Genomic DNA, 21,704 nt, shown 5'->3' with positions numbered 1-21,704 from the left:
GAGAAGGTTGAGGTTGGGAAATCTCAACCTTTCTTTAACTGAAAAATTTTTTCAGTTTGCACAGGAGAGAATGAATGAAATCATCGAATATTGGCGGACAGGCCGTGATGGAAGGCATCATGATGCGCCACAAGGACAAATATTCTATCGCAGTGCGCCGTCCGGACCAGGAGATCGAGCTGAAAGTAGAAGACTATAAATGTACCTTCGGAAACCATGCGTTTCTGAAGAAGCCCATCATCCGTGGTGTGGTAAGTTTTGTGGATTCTCTTGTGGTAGGTACGAAATGCCTGATGTACTCTGCGGAGATCGCAGGTGATGAGGAAGATGAAGAAACCGCGAAGAAGAATGAGCAGCTTACAGAAGAGGAGCGTTCCGCAAAGAAAGCCAAAGAAGATAAGCAGTTCAAGTGGCTTCTTTACATTACGGTAGCTGTTTCTATGGTAGTATCTGTGGCTGCTTTTATGTTTCTTCCGTATATACTGGCCAGTCTGATCCGCAAGGTAGGGGCTTCGGAATTCCTGGTTACTGTAGTAGAAGCTTTTGTAAAGCTGGCACTGTTTATGGGATATATGTTCCTGATCTCCAGAATGAAGGATATCCAGAGAACATTTATGTATCACGGTGCGGAACATAAATGTATCAACTGTGTGGAACACGGACTGCCATTGACTGTGGAGAACGTGCTGAAGAGTTCCAGGCTCCATAAGCGCTGTGGAACCAGTTTCCTGTTCCTGGTCATGCTGGTAAGTATTGTGCTGCACTTTGTGTTTGTGCTGGTTCCGGTTTACTGGGTAAGACTGTTTGGAAGACTTCTCATGGTGCCGGTAGTTGCGGGAATCTCTTTTGAGATCATCCAGTGGGCAGGAAGAACAGACAGTAAATTTGCGGACATTATGAGTAAACCAGGTCTTGCCATGCAGAAATTCACCACCAAGGAACCAACCGCAGATATGGCAGAAGTAGCCATCAAGGCTGTTGAGGCGGTTTTTGACTGGAGAGCCTATCTGAAAGAGGAATTTGACCTGGACATCCCTTATGAGACAGAGGAGACAAGCCATGCAGACTCTTGAGTCACTTCTCAAAAAAGGAACAACGATACTGAAAGATAACGGATTGGAAGAAGCCGGGCTGGATGCCTGGCTCCTTCTGGAATATAAGACCGGAAAGAACCGGGCATACTATTTTGCACATGGTGATGAACCGGTGTCTGATGAGACCGCAGCAGAGTATCTTGAGCTGATCGGCAGGCGGGCAGGACATATTCCTGTACAGCAGCTGACTCATCAGGCTTTTTTTATGGGCTATGAATTTTATGTAAACGAAAATGTGCTGATCCCGAGACAGGACACGGAGACACTTGTGGAAGAAGGGCTGAAATGCCTTGATGATGTGGAAAAACCGGAGATTCTGGATATGTGTACGGGTTCAGGCTGCATTCTCATAAGCCTTCTTCTGGAACGGCAGGATGCCCATGGTGTCGGTGTGGATGTTTCGCCGGAAGCACTGGAGGTGGCCAAAGAGAACGCCAGTCTTCTGAATGTGGAGAACCGGGCGGATTTTGTGGAAAGTGATCTGTTCTCGGCACCGTATTTTTGCGAAAAAGGTGGAAAAGAGGGGGGAAAATATGATATCCTTATTTCAAACCCGCCTTATATCGCGACAGAAGAAATTGAAACATTGATGGAAGAAGTCCGCCTTCATGACCCAAGGAAGGCTCTTGACGGAATGGAAGACGGGCTTTATTTTTACAGAAAGATCACCGCAGAGGCCGGAAAGTATCTGAAACCGGGCGGATGGCTTCTGTATGAGATCGGCTGCACCCAGGGGGAGGCAGTCAGTGAAATGCTGAGAAATGCCGGTTTTGAAAAGGTTCAGGTGGTAAAAGATCTTCCGGGCCTTGACCGTGTAGTGATGGGGCAGAAGCCTTTGTAAAAATTGTGATTTACAGGTATCAGAAACAGGAGGAAATACATGTTTGATAAACTGGATGATCTGTTGGTACGTTTTGAGGAGCTTCTCAATGAGCTGGGAGAACCGGGGGTAACCGATGATCCGGCGCATTTTCAGAAGCTGATGAAAGAGCAGAGCGACCTGCAGCCAATCGTTGACGCATATAAAGAATATAAGAAAAACAAAGAAACCATCGAGGACAGTCTTTCCATGCTGGAGAGCGAGAAGGACGAAGAGATGCGTGAGATGCTGAAAGAGGAGCTTTCTGATGCAAGAAAGAGAGTGGAGGAGCTGGAGCATGAGCTGAAGATCCTTCTTCTTCCGAAAGATCCTAACGACAGCAAGAATGTTATCGTTGAGATCCGTGGAGGCGCAGGCGGTGATGAGGCAGCTCTCTTTGCGGCAGAGATCTACCGTATGTATGTGAAATATGCGGAATCCCGCCGCTGGAAGACTGAGATGCTCAGCCTTAATGAGAACGGTATCGGCGGTTTCAAGGAAGTTACTTTCATGATCAAAGGTGAAGGTGCATATTCCAGACTGAAATATGAAAGCGGTGTGCATCGTGTACAGCGAGTACCGGAGACAGAGTCCGGCGGAAGAATCCATACTTCTACCTGTACTGTAGCCATCATGCCGGAGGCAGAAGAGATTGATTTCCATCTGGATCTCAATGAATGTAAATTCGACGTATTCCGTGCTTCCGGAAACGGTGGTCAGTGTGTCAACACCACAGACTCTGCCGTACGTCTTACCCATATTCCTACAGGAATCGTAATTTCCTGCCAGGATGAGAAATCTCAGCTTAAGAACAAGGATAAGGCACTTCGCGTGCTCCGTTCCCGTCTGTATGAGATGGAACTTGCCAAGCAGCACGACGCTGAGGCAGAGGCAAGAAGAAGCCAGATCGGTACCGGTGATCGTTCCGAGAAGATCCGTACTTACAACTTCCCGCAGGGACGTGTGACAGACCACAGGATCAAACTTACCCTTCATCGCCTTGAGAATATCCTCAACGGAGACCTGGATGAGATCATCGACAGCCTGATCGCGGCAGACCAGGCAGTGAAGCTGACCAAGCTCAATGAGCAGGAGTAATCGTTAATTACAAATAAAGAACTATATAAATTATAATGAAGCAGGAGTCATAATAAATCAGGAGGAATCGAAACATGAAAAAAACAGCACTGGTAATCATGGCGGCAGGAATTGGAAGCCGTTTTGGAAAAGGAATCAAGCAGCTTGCACCGGTAGGACCGAAGGGTGAGATCATTATGGACTATTCTATCCATGATGCACTGGAGGCAGGATTCAACAAGGTTGTATTTATTATCCGTAAAGACCTTGAGGATGAGTTCAAAAAAGTGATCGGAGACCGTATCTCCAAGATTACAGAGGTTGCTTATGCATTCCAGGAGATCGATGATCTTCCGGGAGATTTCCAGAAACCGGCAGACCGTACCAAGCCATGGGGAACCGGACATGCCGTACTGGCAGCAAAGAAAGTCCTTTCCGAGCCATTCGCTGTTATCAATGCAGATGACTACTATGGAAAAGAAGCCTACGTAAAAGTTCACGACTATCTTGTACAGGATCATCCACAGGATGGCCCGATGCACATCTGCATGGCAGGTTTCCGCCTTGGAAATACATTAAGCGACAACGGAAGTGTTACAAGAGGTGTGTGCCACATTGAGGACGGCAAGCTTGTCGGCGTTACAGAGACACATAACATCTTCAAGACAGCAGACGGCGCAGAAACAAGAAATGACGACGGTACAGCAGAAGCACTGGATACCAAGAGCCTTGTTTCCATGAACATGTGGGGACTGACACCGGAATTTATGGAAATCCTTGAGAAAGGCTTCATTGAGTTCCTTGGTGGAATCAAAGAGGGAGACATCAAAAAAGAATATCTTCTTCCAGAGCTTATCGACCAGCTGATCCATTCCGGAAAAGCAGCCGTAGATGTTCTTGAGACAAAGGACGAGTGGTTTGGTGTTACTTATCAGGAAGATAAGGCATCTGTACAGGCTGCATTCAAAAAACTTACAGATGACGGCGTTTATCCGGAAGGACTGTATCAGTAATAAAGGAGAGCATTATGGGTAAATATTTCGGAACAGATGGTTTTCGTGGTGAAGCAAATGTAAAACTTACAGCAGATCATGCATTTCGCGTGGGACGTTATCTTGGCTGGTATTACGGCAGAGATCACAAGGCGAAGATCGTGATCGGCAAGGATACAAGAAGAAGCAGTTACATGTTTGAGTATGCCCTTGCGGCAGGACTTACCGCATCCGGAGCAGATGCTTATCTGCTTCATGTAACCACAACTCCAAGTGTGTCCTATGTGGTACGTACAGAAGATTTTGACTGCGGTATCATGATTTCCGCAAGCCATAATCCGTTTAATGATAATGGAATCAAAGTCCTCAATGAGAACGGACAGAAGATTTCCGCAGATATTGAAGCACGTATCGAGGCTTATCTGGATGGTGAGATCGAGGAACTTCCGCTGGCAACCGGAGAAGATATCGGCTGTACTGTGGATTTTGCATCCGGAAGAAACCGTTATATCGGACATCTGATCTCTATCCCATGCCACGATTTCAAGAATATCAAGGTAGGACTGGACTGCTCCAACGGAAGTTCATCCGCTATTGCCAAGAGTGTTTTTGACGCACTTCGTGCAAAAACTTACGTAATCAATAACGAGCCGAACGGAACCAACATCAACCGTGGATGCGGTTCCACACACATTGAAGTCCTGAGACAGTTTGTGGTAGATAAAGGCCTGGATATCGGTTTTGCGTACGATGGTGACGCGGACCGCTGTATCGCCGTAGACCACCGTGGAAACATCATTGACGGTGACAAGATTATGTATGTCTGCGGTAAATACTTAAGAGAAAAAGGCCAGCTGAACGGAAATACCGTTGTAACAACCGTTATGTCCAACCTTGGTCTTTACAAATCTCTGGAGCGGGAAGGCATCGACTATGAGCAGACTGCAGTTGGTGACAAATACGTTGCCGAGAACATGATGGAAAACAATTACAGCATTGGTGGCGAGCAGTCCGGACATATTATTTTCAGCCGTTATTCTGCTACCGGTGACGGAATTCTCACATCCCTGATGATTATGGAAGCATGTGTGGACCAGAAAGCCACACTCTGCGACCTTGCCAAGGAGATGAAGGTTTACCCGCAGCTTCTCCGCAATGTGCGTGTTTCCGACAAGAAAACAGCACTGGAAAATGAGAAGGTAAAAGCATCCATCGAAGCTGCAGCAGAGGCACTTGGCGATGATGGCCGTATCCTGGTACGTGAGAGCGGTACAGAGCCGCTGATCCGTGTTATGGTAGAAGCAGGAACCGATGAACTCTGCCATAAATATGTAGACAGTGTTGTTGATGTGATGGAAGCCGAAGGGCTTGTTGTAGAATAAGGAATTCCATGAAAAATACAAAGACCGTATTGATTCTTGCAGCCGTTACAGGAGCTTTGCTTCTGGGCGGCTGCGGCAGTGAAAAAACAAAAACATACGAGCAGGCCGGAAAAGATCTTTCCCAGGGAAGCTACAAGTATGCCCTGGAGGAGTACCAGAGTTCCATCCAGAACGGGGTAAAACTGGCACAGTCCTACCGTGGGGCAGGCATTGCAAGCCTGCGTCTCGGTAAATATGAGGATGCCGTGAATAATTTTACAGAGGCACTGAACTGCGATAATGTGAGCAAAAACCTCCGCAAAGATATCCTGTCCTACCGTGCTACCGCAGAACTGAAATGGGGCAAGTATGAGGACGCCATGGCAGACTGCCAGACACTTGGAGAAGATTTTTCCATGGATGCAAGCAGTTATTTCCTCACCGGAAAAGTTGCTCTTGCTATGGATTCCTACGAGGAAGCTGCGTCTAACTTCAAACAGGCTTACGGAGAGGATGCCACCTATGATATGGCGATCCAGATTTATGAGGCATACCTGGATAAAGATATGGAAGCAGACGGAACCAGATATCTGGAGGCAGCTCTTTCTTCTGAGGCCAAGGACGCCCAGGAGCACTGTGACAGAGGCCGTGTCTACTACTATATGGAAGACTACACCAATGCAAAAAAAGAGCTCCTGGAAGCATCCAAAAAGGATAATACAGATGCCCTTCTTCTCATGGGAATGGTATATCTGGCCCAGGACGATGTGGAAAATGCCCAGGCAATGTACAAACAGTATATTTCCGCAGTGGGAGATTCCGCCAAGGGATATAACGGCCTGGCACTGTGTGATATCCGGAACGGGGATTATGATTCCGCTCTTGATAATATTACAAAAGGCCTTCCTACTGCTACCACAGACGAGATGCAGAGCCTTCTGTTCAACGAGATCGTAGCCTATGAGAAAAAACTGGATTTTGCCACTGCACTGACCAAGGCGCAGGAATATATTGATATGTTCCCGGAAGATTCCGCCGCAAAAAAAGAGCTGGCTTTCCTGAAAACCAGAACGTCTTCGGAGGGCTGATATGGAATATTTTGAGGAAATACAGGACCGTGTCATCCTGATCGGTGTCCAGGCGAATCTGGGGGATGACATGGAGGAATCCCTGGATGAACTTGGGGAGCTTGCGGCTACAGCCGGTGCGGCCGTTGCTGGCAGGATCATCCAGAACCGTGAGGCAGTACATCCCGGTACCTATATCGGAAAAGGCAAGATCGAGGAGGTAAAAGGTCTTCTCTATGCTTTGAATGCCAATGGTGTGATCTGTGACGATGAGCTTTCTCCTGCACAGATGAACAATCTGGAGAGGGAACTGGAATGCAAAGTCATGGACCGTACATTGCTGATCCTTGATATTTTTGCGAAGCGTGCCGTCACAAGCGAAGGTAAGATCCAGGTAGAGCTTGCACAGCTCCGTTACCGTTCCGCACGTCTTGTGGGACTTCGTTCTTCCCTTTCACGACTTGGAGGAGGAATCGGAACGAGAGGTCCCGGTGAGAAGAAACTGGAGACAGACCGCCGTCTGATCCGAAACCGGATCTCCGCACTGAAGCAGGAACTTTCTCAGGTGGAGAAACACAGGGAGCTGATCCGTTCCAGAAGAGCGGTAGGCAATCTGAAGACTGCGGCTATCGTCGGTTACACAAATGCCGGAAAATCCACGCTTCTGAATACTCTGACCGGTGCGTCGGTGCTTTCGGAGGATAAGCTTTTTGCCACACTGGATCCTACCACACGTCTTCTTACACTGGATGACGGGCAGCAACTTCTTCTCACGGATACCGTAGGATTTATCCGAAAACTTCCACATAATCTGGTAGAAGCCTTCAAGAGTACCCTGGAAGAAGCCAAATATGCGGATTATATCATTCATGTGGTAGATGCATCCAATCCTCAGGCGGAGATGCAGATGCATATCGTATATGAGACCCTGAAAGAGCTGGGCGCCCTTGGGAAAAAAACGATCACGCTTTTTAACAAGCAGGACCGTGTCTCCGGGGAGAGCCTCCGGGATCTCCGTGCAGACCATACGCTGAAGATTTCCGCACGGACAGGAGAGGGACTTGGAGAATTTAAACAGCTTCTTTCTGAAATCCTGGCAGAGGGACAGATCTATATGGAGCGGCTTTTTCCATATTCAGAGGCCGGTCAGATCCAGCTGATCCGTGAGTATGGACAGCTTCTTTCGGAAGAGTATACCGAAGGAGGGATTGCTGTAAAAGCAAGAGTTCCGCGGGAAATCTATCCGAAAGTCACATAATGTTAAAATATCTACTCAGTACCATATATAGTACCGTGAACAAAACGGGCACTATATATGGTACTTTTTATGTTGACGCAAAGAGGCGTGTCTGATACAATAAGCCTACAGCGCTTTGAACACAGATCGTGAAACGGAGTGTGTTCGTAAGCAGGCAAGTGAGGCGGAATGGAATATCCGCTTATAAATAAATGCATGAGGGAGGCATTTTCTTATGTTTCAGGTAGTAAAAAGAGACGGTGAATTAGACGAATTTAAAATGGGGAAGATCACCGCGGCAATTGATAAGGCATTTGATGCCAAGGGTAAGAATTACAGTTCGGATATGATCGATCTTCTGGGACTTCGTGTTACAGCGGATTTTCAGAATAAGATCGAGAACAACCGGATTTCTGTTGAGGATATCCAGGACAGTGTGGAGAACGTACTGATCCAGGCCGGATATTCTGATGTTGCCAAGGCGTATATCCTTTATCGTAAGCAGCGTGAGAAGATACGCAATATGAAATCCACCATCCTTGACTATAAAGAGATCGTAAACAGCTATGTAAAGGTTGAGGACTGGCGTGTAAAGGAGAACTCAACGGTTACTTATTCTGTAGGAGGTCTGATCTTAAGCAACTCCGGAGCAGTTACCGCAAACTACTGGCTGTCTGAGATTTACGACAACGAGATCGCAGATGCACACAGAAATGCAGATATCCATATCCATGATCTGTCCATGCTGACCGGTTACTGTGCAGGCTGGTCCCTGAAGCAGCTGATCCGAGAGGGACTTGGTGGTATTGAGGGTAAGATCACTTCTGCACCTGCAAAGCATTTAAGTGTACTCTGCAACCAGATGGTTAATTTCCTGGGTATCATGCAGAACGAGTGGGCGGGCGCACAGGCATTTTCATCCTTTGATACTTATCTGGCACCTTTTGTAAAGGCAGACAACCTTTCCTATCCGGAGGTTAAGAAATGTATTGAGTCCTTTGTATATGGCGTAAATACTCCAAGCCGTTGGGGCACTCAGGCACCATTTTCCAACATTACACTGGACTGGACCGTTCCGGACGACCTTGCAGAGCTTCCGGCTATCGTAGGCGGCAAGGACATGGATTTCAAATATAAGGACTGTAAGAAAGAAATGGATATGGTCAACAAGGCATTTATTGAGACCATGATCGAGGGAGATGCCAACGGACGTGGATTCCAGTATCCGATCCCGACCTACTCCATCACAAAGGAATTCGACTGGTCTGATACCGAGAACAACCGTCTTCTCTTTGAGATGACTTCCAAGTACGGTACTCCGTATTTTTCCAATTATATCAACAGTGATATGAAGCCAAGCGACATCCGCAGCATGTGCTGCCGTCTCCGTCTGGATCTCCGTGAGCTCCGCAAAAAGAGTGGTGGATTCTTTGGCTCCGGTGAGAGCACAGGCTCTGTAGGCGTTGTTACCATCAATATGCCGCGTATCGCATACCTTTCCAGAACGCCGAAGGAATTTTATCAGCGCCTGGACCACATGATGGATATCTCCGCAAGATCTCTTCACATCAAGAGAGATGTGATCAGCAGGCTTCTGGAGGAGGGACTGTATCCGTACACGAAGAGATATCTTGGAAGCTTTGACAATCATTTTTCCACCATCGGTCTTGTGGGAATGAACGAAGCGGGCTTAAATGCCTGCTGGCTGAAAAAAGACATGACAGATCCGGAAACCCAGAAGTTTACAAAAGAGGTTCTGGAGCATATGAGAAACCGTCTTTCCGACTATCAGGAGCAGTATCCGGGAGAGCTTTTCAACCTGGAGGCAACACCTGCAGAGTCCACTGCATACCGTCTTGCCAAACACGACAGAAGTCGTTATCCGGATATCAAAACAGCAGGAAAAGAGGGCGACACCCCGTATTATACAAACAGCTCTCATCTGCCTGTTGATTATACCGCGGATATTTTTGACGCACTGGATATTCAGGATGATCTGCAGACTCTGTATACATCCGGAACCGTATTCCACGCATTCCTGGGTGAGAAACTTCCGGACTGGAAGGCAGCAGCGTCTCTGGTACGTAAGATCGCAGAGAATTATCGTCTGCCGTATTACACCATTTCTCCGACCTATTCCGTATGTCAGGAGCATGGCTACATCAGCGGCGAGCATTTCACCTGCCCGAAATGTGGAAAGAAGGCCGAGGTTTACAGCCGTATCACCGGATACTACCGTCCGGTACAGAACTGGAATGATGGTAAGACCCAGGAGTACAAGAACCGTACTCTCTATGATGTTACCCATTCCCAGCTGAAAAAAGTCCATACCAGCATGATGACTATGAAAGGTGACGAGGTTGAGATCCAGCCGGTGGCATCTCATAAATATCTCTTTACAACCAGCACATGTCCAAACTGCCGTATGGCAAAGAAAATGCTGGAAGGCGAAGAACTGGAGATCATCGATGCCGAGCAGAATCCTGAACTTGTCAAGCAGTATGGAATCCGTCAGGCACCTACACTTGTGATCACTGACGGGGCACAGGTTAAGAAGTATGTGAATGCTTCTAATATACAGAAGTATGTGGATGAAGAGCTGGATTGAGTTTTTTCAAAATAACTGCAAGTAAAAAATGTATAGCTGGACGCATGTCTGTTGGATGTGCGTTCGGCTTTTTTATATGTTATTTTTGTTTTTGGGAAAGGTGGTTGACATTTCTTGTCGGGATGGTATACTTATATCTGAAATTTAGCGATTAAAAGCGTTACGCTTTAACGTATGAATGTGTATATATCGCTGTGATACAGCGTGGGGAGATACGGGAATTGTTTCCCGGCGGAAATTTGCGAGGGGGAAAGCACTCAGAGTTGCGAAGCCCGTTTTTCCCCCTCGCGCTCCCCCTTTCTGGGCACGCATTTTGAGGCGTACGTTGTGGAATGTGCTACGTTATTGGTAGGGCGATGTACTCCAGGGTGTCGAAGCCGTCAGGCTGAGCCGATGGATGAGGGCGGACGGGAAAGCGGCCCGCGTAGCGGGCCTGTTCCCTGTTTTTTGCTCAAATCGATAAAAATAAACCGCGGGTTATAGCGTAGTGCATTCATCTATATCGGCATAGCCTACAATATCCAACACCGTAAAATCCATCGCCCCGCCAGCAAAGCAACACATTCCACAACGCAGAACAGCGGCGTGGCCGGGAGGGGTGGAGCGCGAGGAGGGGAGTATGGCCTTCGCAACTATGAATGCTTCCCCTCCTCGCACCTGCCGCATGCAAAATGCTCCCGCCGGAAGGAGATACACCTGCCGCATGCAAAATGCTCCCGCTGGAAGGCGATATACCTGCCGCATGCGAAATGCTCCCGCCGGAAGGCGATATATCTGTCGCATGCAAAATGCTCCCCTGGAAAGGAAACCCGCCACATGCGAAATGCCCCACCCCGGGAGGGGATTCACTTCCCACAAATTTCATGCTAAAATAAACAAGAAAATAACAAAAGAATAATAAGAAAAGAATAACAAGAAAAGAGGAAAACATTATTATGGTAAAACAGAACATCGTCTTCGTAGAAAACACCCCAGGCAGTCTTCAGAAAGTTACAAAGATTCTTGCAGAGAATCAGATCGACATCTACGGCTTCGGCTGCTTCGACGCACCGGAATTCGCAAACTTCCGTATGGTATGCGATGATCCTGAAAAAGCAGATCAGATCATGGCAGAAAACGGATACATGACCCGTATCACCCAGGCCATCCTGGTGGATCTTCAGGATGAGATTGGCGGCCTGGACAAACTTTTAAGTGTCATGGGCGACAGCAACGTAAACCTTCATTACATCTACACCTTCTTCCACAGAGGCCTGAAAGTCCCGGTAGCGATCATGCACTGTGAGGATCTTCTGGTTGCAGAGAGCGTTCTCCGTAACAATGGCTTCAAGGTTCTGAACCGCCTGGTAGATCCGGATGGATGGAAGAAGCGTAAACACAAAAAGGACGAACAGGAATGAAGTATCGCATTTTTATTGTAGAAGATGACGAAACAATCGCGAATCTTCTGAAAAAACATCTCAGTTCCTGGGGATATGAAGTTTTTCTGGCTGAGGATTTTTCCAATGTACTGCAGGAATTTGCGGGGAAAGATCCTCAGCTTGTTCTTCTGGATCTGAAACTTCCGTTTTATAACGGCTTCCACTGGTGCGAGGAGATCCGAAAAGTCTCTCAGGTGCCGGTGATCTTCATCTCCTCCGCAGCCGACAATATGAACATGGTCATGGCCATGAGCCGTGGAGCAGATGATTTTATCGCCAAGCCTTTTGACATGGATGTACTGGTAGCCAAGATTCAGGCAATCCTCCGCAGGACCTATTCCTTTGGAAATCCGGGAAATGTACTGGAACATAAAGGAGCAGTGCTCAACCTTTCCGGGGCTACGCTGACCTGGAACGGGGTGGAGCTGGAACTGACCAGAAATGAACTGCGTATTCTGGAGTTGCTTTTTTCCCAGGCAGGCAGACCGGTATCCAGAGATGCCATTATGACCAAACTGTGGGAAAGTGACAGCTTTGTGGACGACAACACCCTGACTGTAAACATTACACGCCTTCGCAAAAAGCTGGAGGCAGCAGGCCTTGTGGATTTTATTATCACGCGAAAAGGTTTGGGCTACATGGTGTGAGGTTTTTATGGAATTATTACGCGCATATTTGAAACAGACAAAAATTTTTCTCATTGCCTTTGTTTTTGCGGTAGCCGCATCGGCAGCAGTGGTCTGCCTGTATCAGCTTCCTGCTGAGGCAGTGATCTATATGGCAGTTCTGTGGCTGGGAGCAGGAGCTGCCGCTTTTTTATATGGGTATGTCCGCTACAGACAGAAGGTGCAGACACTCTGCCTGGTGGAAAAAGCTCCGGAGGTCAATCTGGATCGTCTGGATGAGACCACCGATGAGGTGGAACTTGTTTACCGGGAGATCATCCGCAGGCTGGATGAAATGCGGATGGGCGCGGAAACAGACCGGCAGCGTTCCCTGGAGGAGATGACGGATTACTATACCATGTGGGCGCATCAGATTAAGACGCCGATCTTTGCCCTGCGGCTGTTACTTCAGGAGGAACCGGAGCGGAACCGGGAATCCCTGGCGCAGCTTTTTCGCATTGAACAGTATGTGGAGATGGTTCTAGGGTACCTTCGAACAGAAGACATGTCCGCAGACCTGAAGCTTGCCCGGTGCTCTCTGGATCGGATCATCCGGGAACAGATCCATAAATATGCAGGGATCTTTGTGGCAAAAAAGCTCTCATTGTCCTATGAGGGGACGGATGCGACCGTTCTCACTGATGAAAAATGGCTCGGTTTTGTTATCGGACAGATTCTTTCCAATGCGTTGAAATATACAAGAACGGGCAGTATTGAAATCTGGCTGGAGGATGAGCGTGGAAAACGGACATCGAATACAGCACCGGCAATCCTTGTCATCGCAGACACCGGCATCGGAATCCAGGCAGAAGACCTTCCACGGATCTTCGAAAAAGGCTACACAGGAGTTAACGGCCGGGAGGACAACCGGGCCACCGGGATCGGCCTGTATTTAAGCCGGAAGATCCTGAAAAAGCTGGGCCATGAGATCACTGTGGATTCCCAGGTGGATAAAGGCACGGAAGTCCGGTTGAGCCTGTGGAAAAAAGAGCTGGATATGTATTGAAATTTTTTTGCAGAAGCCAACCTTACATAAATGTAAGCTTCCCCCGCAAAATGTAAGCCACTTCGATGGCAGCCGCCGGAGAATTTTCTTATACTGAAAACATAAAGTAGCGTTCCAAATAATTATTACATTGAGTGCAGTTCTTTAGAACATGAATGATACCATGAATGTACGAATCCCTGGAACGCTGTAAATACAGATAAGAAAGGAATTGGCATATGGCATTACTGGAAGTAACAAATGTAAAAAAGATATACAGCACCCGCTTCGGCGGAAACAAAGTACAGGCACTTTCCAATGTGACTTTTTCGGTGGAAGAAGGGGAATATGTGGCGATCATGGGAGAGTCCGGTTCCGGAAAAACAACGCTTCTGAACATTCTGGCAGCCCTGGATCGCCCCACATCCGGTGAAGTTCTTTTGGAAGGAAAAAGCATCACCCACCTGACAGAAAAAGAGATTTCCGCATTTCGTCGGAAAAACTTAGGCTTCGTATTCCAGGATTTTAACCTTCTGGACACCTTCAGTCTCCGGGATAACATCTATCTTCCCCTTGTGCTGGCAGGCGAAGATTATCAGGAGATGGAACAGAAGATCCGCCCCATTGCAAAAGCCCTTCACATTGACCAGCTTCTGGAAAAATTTCCCTACGAGGTTTCCGGCGGACAGAAACAGAGGGCGGCAGTTGCAAGAGCGCTGATCACAGATCCCAGGCTGATCCTTGCGGACGAACCAACCGGAGCGCTGGACTCCCGTGCGGCGTCCGATCTTCTTTCCATGTTCAATGAAGTGAATCAGGAAGGCCAGACCATTCTCATGGTAACCCACAGTGCACAGGCAGCCAGCCATGCATCCAGAGTTCTTTTTATCAAGGACGGACAGGTGTTCCACCAGATCTACCGTGGCACAAAAACGAGACAGGAAATGTACCAGATGATCGCAGATACCCTGACGATCCTTACGACAGGCGGTGAGAGCCATGCGTAGAGGACTGTTTGGAAAACTGGCAGTACAGAACATCCGCAACAACCGGAGCACCTATATTCCCTATATGCTTACCTGCATTTTCTGTATTGCCATGATGTATATGATGGAATTTCTGCGGGACTGTCCCACATTGGAGAAAGCAGTGCCCCAGGCATCAGAAGTGCGGCTGATCGTGGGAACCGGTGAAGTGGTTGTTGGAATTTTCTGTGTCATCTTTCTGATCTACAGCAACAGTTTTCTTATGAAACGGCGCCAGAAAGAGATTGGACTTTATAACATTCTGGGCCTGGAAAAAGGCCATATCGGAAAAGTGATGTTTCTGGAAACGATCATGACGTCTCTGCTTTCTCTGGCAGCAGGTATCGGGTTTGGAATCCTTGGAAGCAAGCTTTCCCTGCTTTTGCTTTTCCGTTTTCTTCATGTTCCGGCGGTGTTGGGATTTTATGTTTCCATTACTGGAATCCTGTTTTGTATCGCAGGATTTGGAGGGATTTTTCTTGTGATCCTGGCACTGAATCTTACCAGAGTAAGAATGAATAATCCGGTAGAACTTCTGAAAGGCGGAAACACAGGAGAGAGGGAGCCCCGGGCAAAATGGCTCATGGCATTTCTGGGTGTGATCTGTCTTGGCGTGGGATATTATCTGGCAGTAACCACGGAATCTCCGATCCAGGCGATTTTTATTTTTCTTCTGGCGGTAATTCTGGTCATGGCAGGAACATATCTTCTTTTTACAGCAGGAAGTATTGTGATCCTGAAACTGCTTCGGAAGAACAAAAAGTTCTACTATAAAACCAGCAACTTTATCAGTGTTTCCGGCATGATCTACCGTATGAAACAGAATGCGGCAGGTCTGGCAAGTATCTGTATCTTAAGTACCGGCGTGCTCCTGCTCCTTTCTATGACGGTATCGCTGTATTTTGGAATGGGGGACATTATGATGAACAGGTATCCTTTTGATACAGATGCCAAAATCTCCGGTATCAGTCAGGAACAGAGCGAACAGTTTCAGAAGTTTTTTGCACAGGCAATGGAAGATCATCAGGTGCCGGCAGAAAAAACAGTGACCGAAACGTATCTCGAGATCGGCTGCAAGCAGGGAAAAAACGGCATTATGATTGGACAGGCTTACAGTTACCCGGAAGATGGGAATTCCGTAGACTTGTATACGATCCGCCAGTCTGAGTATGAGAAACTTACCGGGGAAAAAACAGATCTCCACGACGGTGAGATCTTTGCCTGGTATCCGTCTGAAAAGGAAAAAGATATATTAAAAATTGATGACCGGGATTTTGCAGTAAAGAAATGGCTGGAAAAAGCACCTTTAAGTGCGATGACCAATCTGGTATCCAATATGGCGGCGATTGTTGTGACGGATTCGGACTTTGAGTATATTGACGGACTTCGGACAAAAATGTACGAAGGAGTTGATGCCTACGAGGCGGGAAAAGATCTCACAGTTCATCTGGGTGCAGATATCTGTGGCAGCAATGAGGAAAAGATCCGGTATGGTCAGGCTGTTTATCAGGTGCTGAAAGATTACTGCCGCAGTGGTGGCTTTTCTGAGAATACCATCGTGATCGGTGGTGTCCGCCAGGTTGAGTACGAAACTTATTATGTGGATAACGGAAGTATCCTGTTTATTGGAATCTTTCTGGGAGCACTCTTCCTTATGGGAACGGCGATGATCATTTACTATAAACAGATCTCAGAGGGCTACGAAGATCAGGGAAGGTTCCAGATCATGCAGAAAGTGGGCATGAGCCGCAGAGAAGTAAAAGGTGCCATCCGCAGACAGATCCTTCTGGTATTTTTTATCCCGCTTGTGATGGCGATGGTTCATATTTCCATGGCATTTCCGCTGATCCGCCGGCTCCTGCTGCTGTTTGGAATGGCCAATACAAAACTGTACGTGGGCGGTACGGCAGGAACGGTTCTGGCTTTTGCGCTGGTCTATGGACTGATCTACTCCATGACAGCAAGATCCTACTATAAAATCGTAGAAAAAGCATAAAATCAGGGAAAAAGCACAGGTGTGTTTGCTGTGAAGTATTGAAGTTTTGATATGTCGATGCTACAATGAAAGAGCGTGTCAGGAAGCGAAAAAAGTTTCCAGGCACGCTCTTATTTACGTGTGCAACCGGGTTCGTAACAGTACAGGATCAGGCCGTAAACGCGGATGATCTTATGTGCCTGGCTAACATACATACAATGGAGGAAATCGATGAAAAGAGAAAGTTTCAGAAAAGGTATGAAAGATGGCGTGCCCATTGGACTGGGATATTTCGCGGTGTCGTTCACCTTTGGCATGATGGCCGTTGCCGGAGGCTTAAGTATCTGGCAGGCAGTTCTGATCTCACTGACCAACCTGACATCCGCCGGTCAGTTTGCGGGACTGGACATTATTTTTGCGGGAGGTTCCATGTGGGAGATGGCAATGACTCAGCTGATCATCAATTTGAGATATTGCCTGATGTCTTTTTCTCTGTCCCAGAAATTCCGGCGTGAGGAGTCTGGCATCCTGAAGTATATCGCCGCCTTTGGTATCACCGATGAGATCTTCGGAATCAGTGCGGCCCAGGAGGGAAAAGTCAGCGTATTTTACAATTATGGAGCCATGTGCGTGGCGATCCCCGGATGGACTCTGGGAACTCTGGTAGGAGGTATCTCCGGTAGTCTTCTTCCGGATTTTATGCTCAGTGCCTTAAGCGTTGCCATTTACGGAATGTTCCTGGCCATCATCATCCCGCCGTCCAAAAAGAGCAGACCGGTTCTTGGAGTGGTTGTGGCATCCATGGCAGTCAGCACCATTTTTGCGGTGACACCGGTATTAAAACAGGTATCATCCGGATTTATGATCATTATCACAACACTTCTGGTAGCAGGCCTGGCAGCTTATTTCTGCCCGGTGGAAGAGAAGGAGGAAGCAGCACATGAGTCATAACGTATATCTCTATATCCTGGTGATGGCAGCAGTCACCTATCTCATCCGTATGCTGCCCCTTGCTCTTGCAAAAAACGAGATCCGAAGCCCGTTTATCAAGTCCTTTCTGTACTATGTGCCATATGCCTGTCTGGCAGCCATGACCTTTCCGGCCATCCTGAAAGCCACAGACAGCATCATTTCCGGCGCCGCGGGATTCTTCGTAGCCCTTATTGCGGCATATAAAGAGAAAAGTTTGATCACAGTAGCGCTGTTGGCGTGTGCGGCGGTGTTTATTGTGGAGCGGGTTCTGGTATTTATCTGAATGACTGATTTAACCAAATCAAGTAAGTCCCCTGCGGGGTTGCGAAAAGCGATAAGCAGTGGGTGGGGACTTGCTTGCACATACGGGTGCTTCTTTACAAAGCGAAATACCATTGCTGACTAGAAAATTTTGTGGGAAGATTCCATCCGTCTCTCCGCAGGCATTTTCAAAAGCCAGAAACAAAATGAATTACACTTCTTGCAAAGAACTTTTTGAATTTTCTGCAAAAAAATTAATATTACCGATTCCTATCAGTATGATGAGCGGAATCAGCTTGTAGTATACATATACAACCGGTGATGTTCAGGGAGCTCCTGTAAGTTTAGGAACAGGAACTTTTGACAGTATATGGAGAGATAAGCTTCTGAAATGGAATACTACGGAAATGAAATATGATGCCGTGGGAAACATGCTGAAAAAAGGAACAACTGTATTTACCTGGAATCAGGGGCGAATGCTGGCAACTGTTGACAACGGAAAGAAGATCAGTTATGGTTATGACCATACAGGGAATCGAGTACGAAAAACGGTAGACGGAGTAACTACGGACTATTGTATGGCAGGAGATCTTCTTGTAGCAGAAACAAGCGGGGATAAAATTATCTGGTATAAATATGATTCTGCAGCAAATCTGATTTCCATACGTGCATACGGAAAAGAATTCTTTTATATAAAGAATCTTCAGAATGATGTTATTGCACTTGCCGATGCTTCCGGAGAAATTGTGACAGAGTATAAATATGACAGCTGGGGAAAAATTCTGAGCATCACAGGAAGCAAGAAAGATACCATCGGTAAGACAAATCCATTCCGCTATAAGAGTTATTATTATGACAATGAAACAGAAATGTATTATCTGAGAAACCGGTATTATGATCCGATAATAAAAAGATTTATCAATGCAGACAATTTTTTTGCCGTACAGGGATCACCGGAAACTTTGCATAATCGTAACCTGTTTGCATATTGTGACCATAATCCGCTTACACGTTCAGACTCAGATGGAGATGCATGGATGGTTGCAGCAGCCAGCTTTGCTGTTGGAATGGCTGCCTCCGTTGCCTGCCAGATGGTAATTGAAAGAAAAAGCTTTGATGAAGTGGACTGGTTGTCAGCAGCTGTGTCAGGTTTGGGAACTGCAGTTGGATTTATGGGAATTGGAGGAGCAACAGGAAAATTAGTTGTAGCGACTATAAGTGGAACCGTAACAGGAATTAGCGAGTATAAAGAGAGCAGAAATTTAGAAAGTGCGATACTTAATGGAGGAATTGATTTTGCTATGAATGCGGCAGGCAAATTCACTGATGGGTACTTGCAATTTAAAAGAGGTGATTATTATAAAAAGGCCATAAGAGGAATAAAGAATTTAAATTTGGGCCCAATCAAATCAATTCCCTTATATGTACAGGCACAAAAATATTCACAAAAACATGTTAATACATTGATAAAGTCAAATGCGAAATCCTATGTTAAAGATTATTTTAAGGGAAAAACAAGAGAATATGTACTTTCAAAAGGTAGACTGGTAGGCGGTGGATGTGAAGCTGGGGCAGGAAAAGAGACAAAAAGATTTCTTATTTATGAAAAAAATGGATTGCTTAATTACGTGTATATATAAAGTATATCTTATAAACTGGGAATATAGATAATAAAGAGGTAAAATTACTATGTTTTCTGTTGAGTACATAAACATTCCAAAATTTATAGCAATAATGGTTATAGCATATCTTATGAATGATGTATTTCTTTTTATGAAATTTGGCAATGATGCTACAAAACAGCTTATGGCAATTATGCTAGGGTATATAATTGTTGTTCGGAATTTTGGATCTCTCAGAAATGAACCATTTGCGAACTGCTTTGGGGAAGAGAATCCTTTGTATGCGATGGGATTTATGCGGGAAAAATCTCAGAAATCCAAATGGGCGGCATATCAGCGAGGAATTTTTTTCTGGCAGGCGTTTGCACTGGTTCTTGCAATTATGTCTAACATTGCATTTATATTGGTACGACGTTTGGTGTTCAGTGATTTCGAAGAAATAGCTGTATATATGAGTGCTTTTTTACGTATTTCCTATGTCTCTTTTGTTATAATCCTGATTGGCTATGTAATTACATGGAGTTATTATATGGTGACCTATCGCCGGAGCTTCCAATATTACACAGGCAGGAGTAGAGTTTGGAAGCCATTCAGCTTTGTAGGACAGGATCATTATTGTGACTGGCCGGAAGAGTTGAGTATTTTATCACGAATCTGTGCAAGTACATATCCATACGAAGAAGATGACAACGTAAAAGAAAATATAAAGAAATCCTGTGTATTGGATGGTTATGAAAAAGCGTGTGAATTCGATTTTTCAGATCAGGGAAAGGTTACTTTTTATAAGAAAACCGAAGTAGCAGAAGTTCATATATTATCTGTAGCAGAAACAGAAATCTTGTGGGACGAGCATACAAAACAGCTGAATGATTTTTTCGGGGAATTCTGGAGGGATAATATTGGAAAAGAAGAGGAAAAACAGCCAATATACTTTACATTTGTAATTTTCTGCAGAAGAACAGATTCACTGCTTGCAAAACAGATTCTGGAAGAGGCGAATGGATTGCTCATGTACAGGAACCGATACCGCCTGGGTGCAATATTCAGTGAGAAGGAATACAAACTAAATATTAAACAGGTATCGCCCAAGTCACACTACAAAGATATCTACCGCAAAATGTCCGGAGAACTGAGACGCTTTGCCGGGGGAGATGCAGAAATATAACGGAAGTATAATATGCCAGGAGGGAGCTCGTCAGAGCTTCTTCTATTCCATTGTAACCGCAAAATAAAAGGAATAAATTAAGACAAACAAACTATAACTGGGAAAATCTTTTCTGAGGAATGCTTGTATTTCTTGCAGATTGGATTTTCCCTCTTTTATATTGTAGGGGAGAAATATTCAGGTTATAATAAAGAAAACGGCAGTAAAACAATAGAGAATGAGAGGTGATAAGATGTTGACCAATGCAATGAAAGAAGAGAAAAATTCATCCGTTGGTCTGCAGATTTGGATCTCCGGTATGACAGAGTCTTTTCTATTATTGATATTCAGGAAAAAAATATGTAGAAGTGAGGAAGAATTCTTCCGTTTTATCAGAACGTGCAAAAGGAGGAATGCATATGTGTAATAAAAAAGAATTAAGCTTTTCAATATTTATGATATACAGTCTCGCAGATAAATGGAAGATGTCTCCGGCCAAAGTATATAAAATATTAAATTCAACAGGGATTTTAGATGATTACATTATTAAATGTTATGATGTGCTTCATACACAGGGAAAAGAATATTTGGTGGAAGACATTACAGATTTTGTGAAAGAAAAAGGTGTCAATGTATGATTGTATATCATGGATCAACAGAAATTATAAAAAATCCAGATGTAGTTCATTCAAAAAAGTATTTGGATTTTGGCAGAGGATTTTATATTACGACATTCGAAAATCAGGCAAAGAAATGGGCAGTCGCTGAATAAAGAATATGATATTATCATCGGAAATGTTGCGGATGATGATGTGTTCAAAACCGTAGATATGTATTTTAGAGGATTGTGGAATAAAGAAAAAGTTTTGAATGAATTAAGATATTACAAAATGAATAATCAAATATGTATTGTAAAGCAGGAGGCGTTGGATTGCCTTCTTACTTTCCAAAAGGCATATGAGGTGAATAGTAATGGTAAATAAAAAGCAACTGGAAGAATTTTATAAACAGAATTTGGAAAATGATATTATTAATACAATTTCGGAGATGAAAGGGATTGATTTACGAAAAGCACTTGATATTTATTATTCCAGTAGACTATCTGAGCAGATTTTAAATGACAGCTATGGAATAGAAAATATGGATGCAAAATATCTTGCAGAAGATTTGATAGAAAATGAACCGGAATTATTTTGAAATTAAAAGAGGCAGTTATGGAAATGGAGGGAGCTCCCAAAAGCTCCCTCCATTTCCATTTATTTGTGTGACAGTAAAAATAAACCCCCTGCTATGCAGGGGGAGGGAAGATCTTTAGATATAAGTAATCTCCTGTGTTAAA

Annotated in this window: 19 protein-coding genes and 1 pseudogene; all 20 read left to right on the top strand. The window is 45.4% G+C overall.

Annotated elements, in window-relative coordinates:
* Positions 1–74: 74 nt before the first annotated feature.
* The 20 genes and pseudogenes from GPK88_RS17995 to GPK88_RS17900 all read left to right on the top strand — a co-directional run bounded on the left by GPK88_RS17995 (position 75) and on the right by GPK88_RS17900 (position 21,562).
* A complete protein-coding gene (locus GPK88_RS17995) occupies positions 75–1,073 on the top strand; it encodes a DUF1385 domain-containing protein (protein ID WP_173763074.1) in 999 nt (332 codons plus the stop codon).
* Entirely contained in the window at positions 1,060–1,935 is an 876-nt protein-coding gene (gene prmC / locus GPK88_RS17990) for a peptide chain release factor N(5)-glutamine methyltransferase (RefSeq protein ID WP_148445179.1), read from the top strand. The genes GPK88_RS17995 and prmC overlap by 14 nt, the downstream gene beginning before the upstream one ends.
* A 39-nt stretch (positions 1,936–1,974) precedes the next feature.
* Positions 1,975–3,051: a peptide chain release factor 1 gene (gene prfA / locus GPK88_RS17985; RefSeq protein WP_021976368.1), complete on the top strand. Its 1,077-nt coding sequence runs from the start codon at positions 1,975–1,977 to the stop codon at positions 3,049–3,051.
* 74 nt (positions 3,052–3,125) lie between these two features.
* A complete protein-coding gene (locus GPK88_RS17980; protein WP_173772501.1) occupies positions 3,126–4,043 on the top strand; it encodes a nucleotidyltransferase family protein in 918 nt (305 codons plus the stop codon).
* Positions 4,044–4,057: 14 nt separating this feature from the next.
* Complete coding sequence (gene glmM, locus GPK88_RS17975) at positions 4,058–5,404, top strand: phosphoglucosamine mutase (RefSeq protein ID WP_021652113.1); 1,347 nt, start codon at positions 4,058–4,060, stop codon at positions 5,402–5,404.
* Positions 5,405–5,412: 8 nt separating this feature from the next.
* A complete protein-coding gene (locus tag GPK88_RS17970; RefSeq protein WP_215708104.1) occupies positions 5,413–6,471 on the top strand; it encodes a tetratricopeptide repeat protein in 1,059 nt (352 codons plus the stop codon).
* Position 6,472: 1 nt separating this feature from the next.
* Positions 6,473–7,708: a GTPase HflX gene (gene hflX / locus GPK88_RS17965; RefSeq protein WP_173763077.1), complete on the top strand. Its 1,236-nt coding sequence runs from the start codon at positions 6,473–6,475 to the stop codon at positions 7,706–7,708.
* 214 nt (positions 7,709–7,922) lie between these two features.
* Positions 7,923–10,295: a ribonucleoside triphosphate reductase gene (locus tag GPK88_RS17960; RefSeq protein ID WP_215708103.1), complete on the top strand. Its 2,373-nt coding sequence runs from the start codon at positions 7,923–7,925 to the stop codon at positions 10,293–10,295.
* Between the two features lie 935 nt (positions 10,296–11,230).
* Complete coding sequence (locus tag GPK88_RS17955) at positions 11,231–11,695, top strand: ACT domain-containing protein (protein ID WP_215708102.1); 465 nt, start codon at positions 11,231–11,233, stop codon at positions 11,693–11,695.
* Entirely contained in the window at positions 11,692–12,363 is a 672-nt protein-coding gene (locus GPK88_RS17950) for a response regulator transcription factor (RefSeq protein WP_118061884.1), read from the top strand. The genes GPK88_RS17955 and GPK88_RS17950 overlap by 4 nt, the downstream gene beginning before the upstream one ends.
* A gap of 7 nt (positions 12,364–12,370) precedes the next feature.
* The gene (locus tag GPK88_RS17945; protein ID WP_215708101.1) at positions 12,371–13,387 is read left to right on the top strand and encodes a sensor histidine kinase; all 1,017 of its coding nucleotides are present in this window, start codon (positions 12,371–12,373) and stop codon (positions 13,385–13,387) included.
* Between the two features lie 218 nt (positions 13,388–13,605).
* Positions 13,606–14,373 carry an ABC transporter ATP-binding protein gene (locus tag GPK88_RS17940; RefSeq protein ID WP_021976913.1) on the top strand — a complete coding sequence of 256 codons (768 nt, stop codon included), beginning with the start codon at positions 13,606–13,608 and terminating at the stop codon, positions 14,371–14,373.
* On the top strand, positions 14,366–16,387 hold the full coding sequence (locus GPK88_RS17935) for an ABC transporter permease (RefSeq protein ID WP_215708100.1): 2,022 nt from the start codon (positions 14,366–14,368) through the stop codon (positions 16,385–16,387). Before GPK88_RS17940 ends, GPK88_RS17935 begins: the two co-directional genes overlap by 8 nt.
* Positions 16,388–16,597: 210 nt before the next feature.
* Entirely contained in the window at positions 16,598–17,317 is a 720-nt protein-coding gene (locus tag GPK88_RS17930; RefSeq protein ID WP_148448482.1) for an AzlC family ABC transporter permease, read from the top strand.
* Complete coding sequence (locus tag GPK88_RS17925) at positions 17,307–17,621, top strand: branched-chain amino acid transport AzlD family protein (protein WP_118168807.1); 315 nt, start codon at positions 17,307–17,309, stop codon at positions 17,619–17,621. The genes GPK88_RS17930 and GPK88_RS17925 overlap by 11 nt, the downstream gene beginning before the upstream one ends.
* Before the next feature lie 346 nt (positions 17,622–17,967).
* The gene (locus GPK88_RS17920; RefSeq protein WP_524536005.1) at positions 17,968–19,239 is read left to right on the top strand and encodes an RHS repeat domain-containing protein; all 1,272 of its coding nucleotides are present in this window, start codon (positions 17,968–17,970) and stop codon (positions 19,237–19,239) included.
* 112 nt (positions 19,240–19,351) lie between these two features.
* Positions 19,352–20,386 (top strand): hypothetical protein, encoded by a 1,035-nt coding sequence (locus GPK88_RS17915; RefSeq protein ID WP_215708098.1) that lies wholly within the window; start codon positions 19,352–19,354, stop codon positions 20,384–20,386.
* A gap of 398 nt (positions 20,387–20,784) precedes the next feature.
* On the top strand, positions 20,785–21,003 hold the full coding sequence (locus GPK88_RS17910) for a DUF3791 domain-containing protein (RefSeq protein ID WP_021977916.1): 219 nt from the start codon (positions 20,785–20,787) through the stop codon (positions 21,001–21,003).
* Positions 21,000–21,348, top strand: a pseudogene (locus GPK88_RS17905) (DUF3990 domain-containing protein). The gene GPK88_RS17910 and the pseudogene GPK88_RS17905 overlap by 4 nt, the downstream one beginning before the upstream one ends.
* Positions 21,338–21,562: a hypothetical protein gene (locus GPK88_RS17900; RefSeq protein WP_021977914.1), complete on the top strand. Its 225-nt coding sequence runs from the start codon at positions 21,338–21,340 to the stop codon at positions 21,560–21,562. The pseudogene GPK88_RS17905 and the gene GPK88_RS17900 overlap by 11 nt, the downstream one beginning before the upstream one ends.
* Positions 21,563–21,704: the final 142 nt, after the last annotated feature.

The sequence above is a fragment of the Blautia sp. MCC269 genome (assembly GCF_018785655.1).
Lineage (GTDB): Bacteria > Bacillota > Clostridia > Lachnospirales > Lachnospiraceae > Blautia_A.
This window is presented reverse-complemented; position numbering and strand designations above follow the sequence as displayed.

Excerpts from the sequence above, each read along its gene's own strand:
- GPK88_RS17995 (WP_173763074.1), top strand. The coding sequence starts at position 75 with ATGAAATCATCGAATATTGGCGGACAGGCCGTGATGGAAGGCATCATG.
- prmC (WP_148445179.1), top strand. The coding sequence starts at position 1,060 with ATGCAGACTCTTGAGTCACTTCTCAAAAAAGGAACAACGATACTGAAA.
- prfA (WP_021976368.1), top strand. The coding sequence starts at position 1,975 with ATGTTTGATAAACTGGATGATCTGTTGGTACGTTTTGAGGAGCTTCTC.
- GPK88_RS17980 (WP_173772501.1), top strand. The coding sequence starts at position 3,126 with ATGAAAAAAACAGCACTGGTAATCATGGCGGCAGGAATTGGAAGCCGT.
- glmM (WP_021652113.1), top strand. The coding sequence starts at position 4,058 with ATGGGTAAATATTTCGGAACAGATGGTTTTCGTGGTGAAGCAAATGTA.
- GPK88_RS17970 (WP_215708104.1), top strand. The coding sequence starts at position 5,413 with ATGAAAAATACAAAGACCGTATTGATTCTTGCAGCCGTTACAGGAGCT.
- hflX (WP_173763077.1), top strand. The coding sequence starts at position 6,473 with ATGGAATATTTTGAGGAAATACAGGACCGTGTCATCCTGATCGGTGTC.
- GPK88_RS17960 (WP_215708103.1), top strand. The coding sequence starts at position 7,923 with ATGTTTCAGGTAGTAAAAAGAGACGGTGAATTAGACGAATTTAAAATG.
- GPK88_RS17955 (WP_215708102.1), top strand. The coding sequence starts at position 11,231 with ATGGTAAAACAGAACATCGTCTTCGTAGAAAACACCCCAGGCAGTCTT.
- GPK88_RS17950 (WP_118061884.1), top strand. The coding sequence starts at position 11,692 with ATGAAGTATCGCATTTTTATTGTAGAAGATGACGAAACAATCGCGAAT.
- GPK88_RS17945 (WP_215708101.1), top strand. The coding sequence starts at position 12,371 with ATGGAATTATTACGCGCATATTTGAAACAGACAAAAATTTTTCTCATT.
- GPK88_RS17940 (WP_021976913.1), top strand. The coding sequence starts at position 13,606 with ATGGCATTACTGGAAGTAACAAATGTAAAAAAGATATACAGCACCCGC.
- GPK88_RS17935 (WP_215708100.1), top strand. The coding sequence starts at position 14,366 with ATGCGTAGAGGACTGTTTGGAAAACTGGCAGTACAGAACATCCGCAAC.
- GPK88_RS17930 (WP_148448482.1), top strand. The coding sequence starts at position 16,598 with ATGAAAAGAGAAAGTTTCAGAAAAGGTATGAAAGATGGCGTGCCCATT.
- GPK88_RS17925 (WP_118168807.1), top strand. The coding sequence starts at position 17,307 with ATGAGTCATAACGTATATCTCTATATCCTGGTGATGGCAGCAGTCACC.
- GPK88_RS17915 (WP_215708098.1), top strand. The coding sequence starts at position 19,352 with ATGAATGATGTATTTCTTTTTATGAAATTTGGCAATGATGCTACAAAA.
- GPK88_RS17910 (WP_021977916.1), top strand. The coding sequence starts at position 20,785 with ATGTGTAATAAAAAAGAATTAAGCTTTTCAATATTTATGATATACAGT.
- GPK88_RS17900 (WP_021977914.1), top strand. The coding sequence starts at position 21,338 with ATGGTAAATAAAAAGCAACTGGAAGAATTTTATAAACAGAATTTGGAA.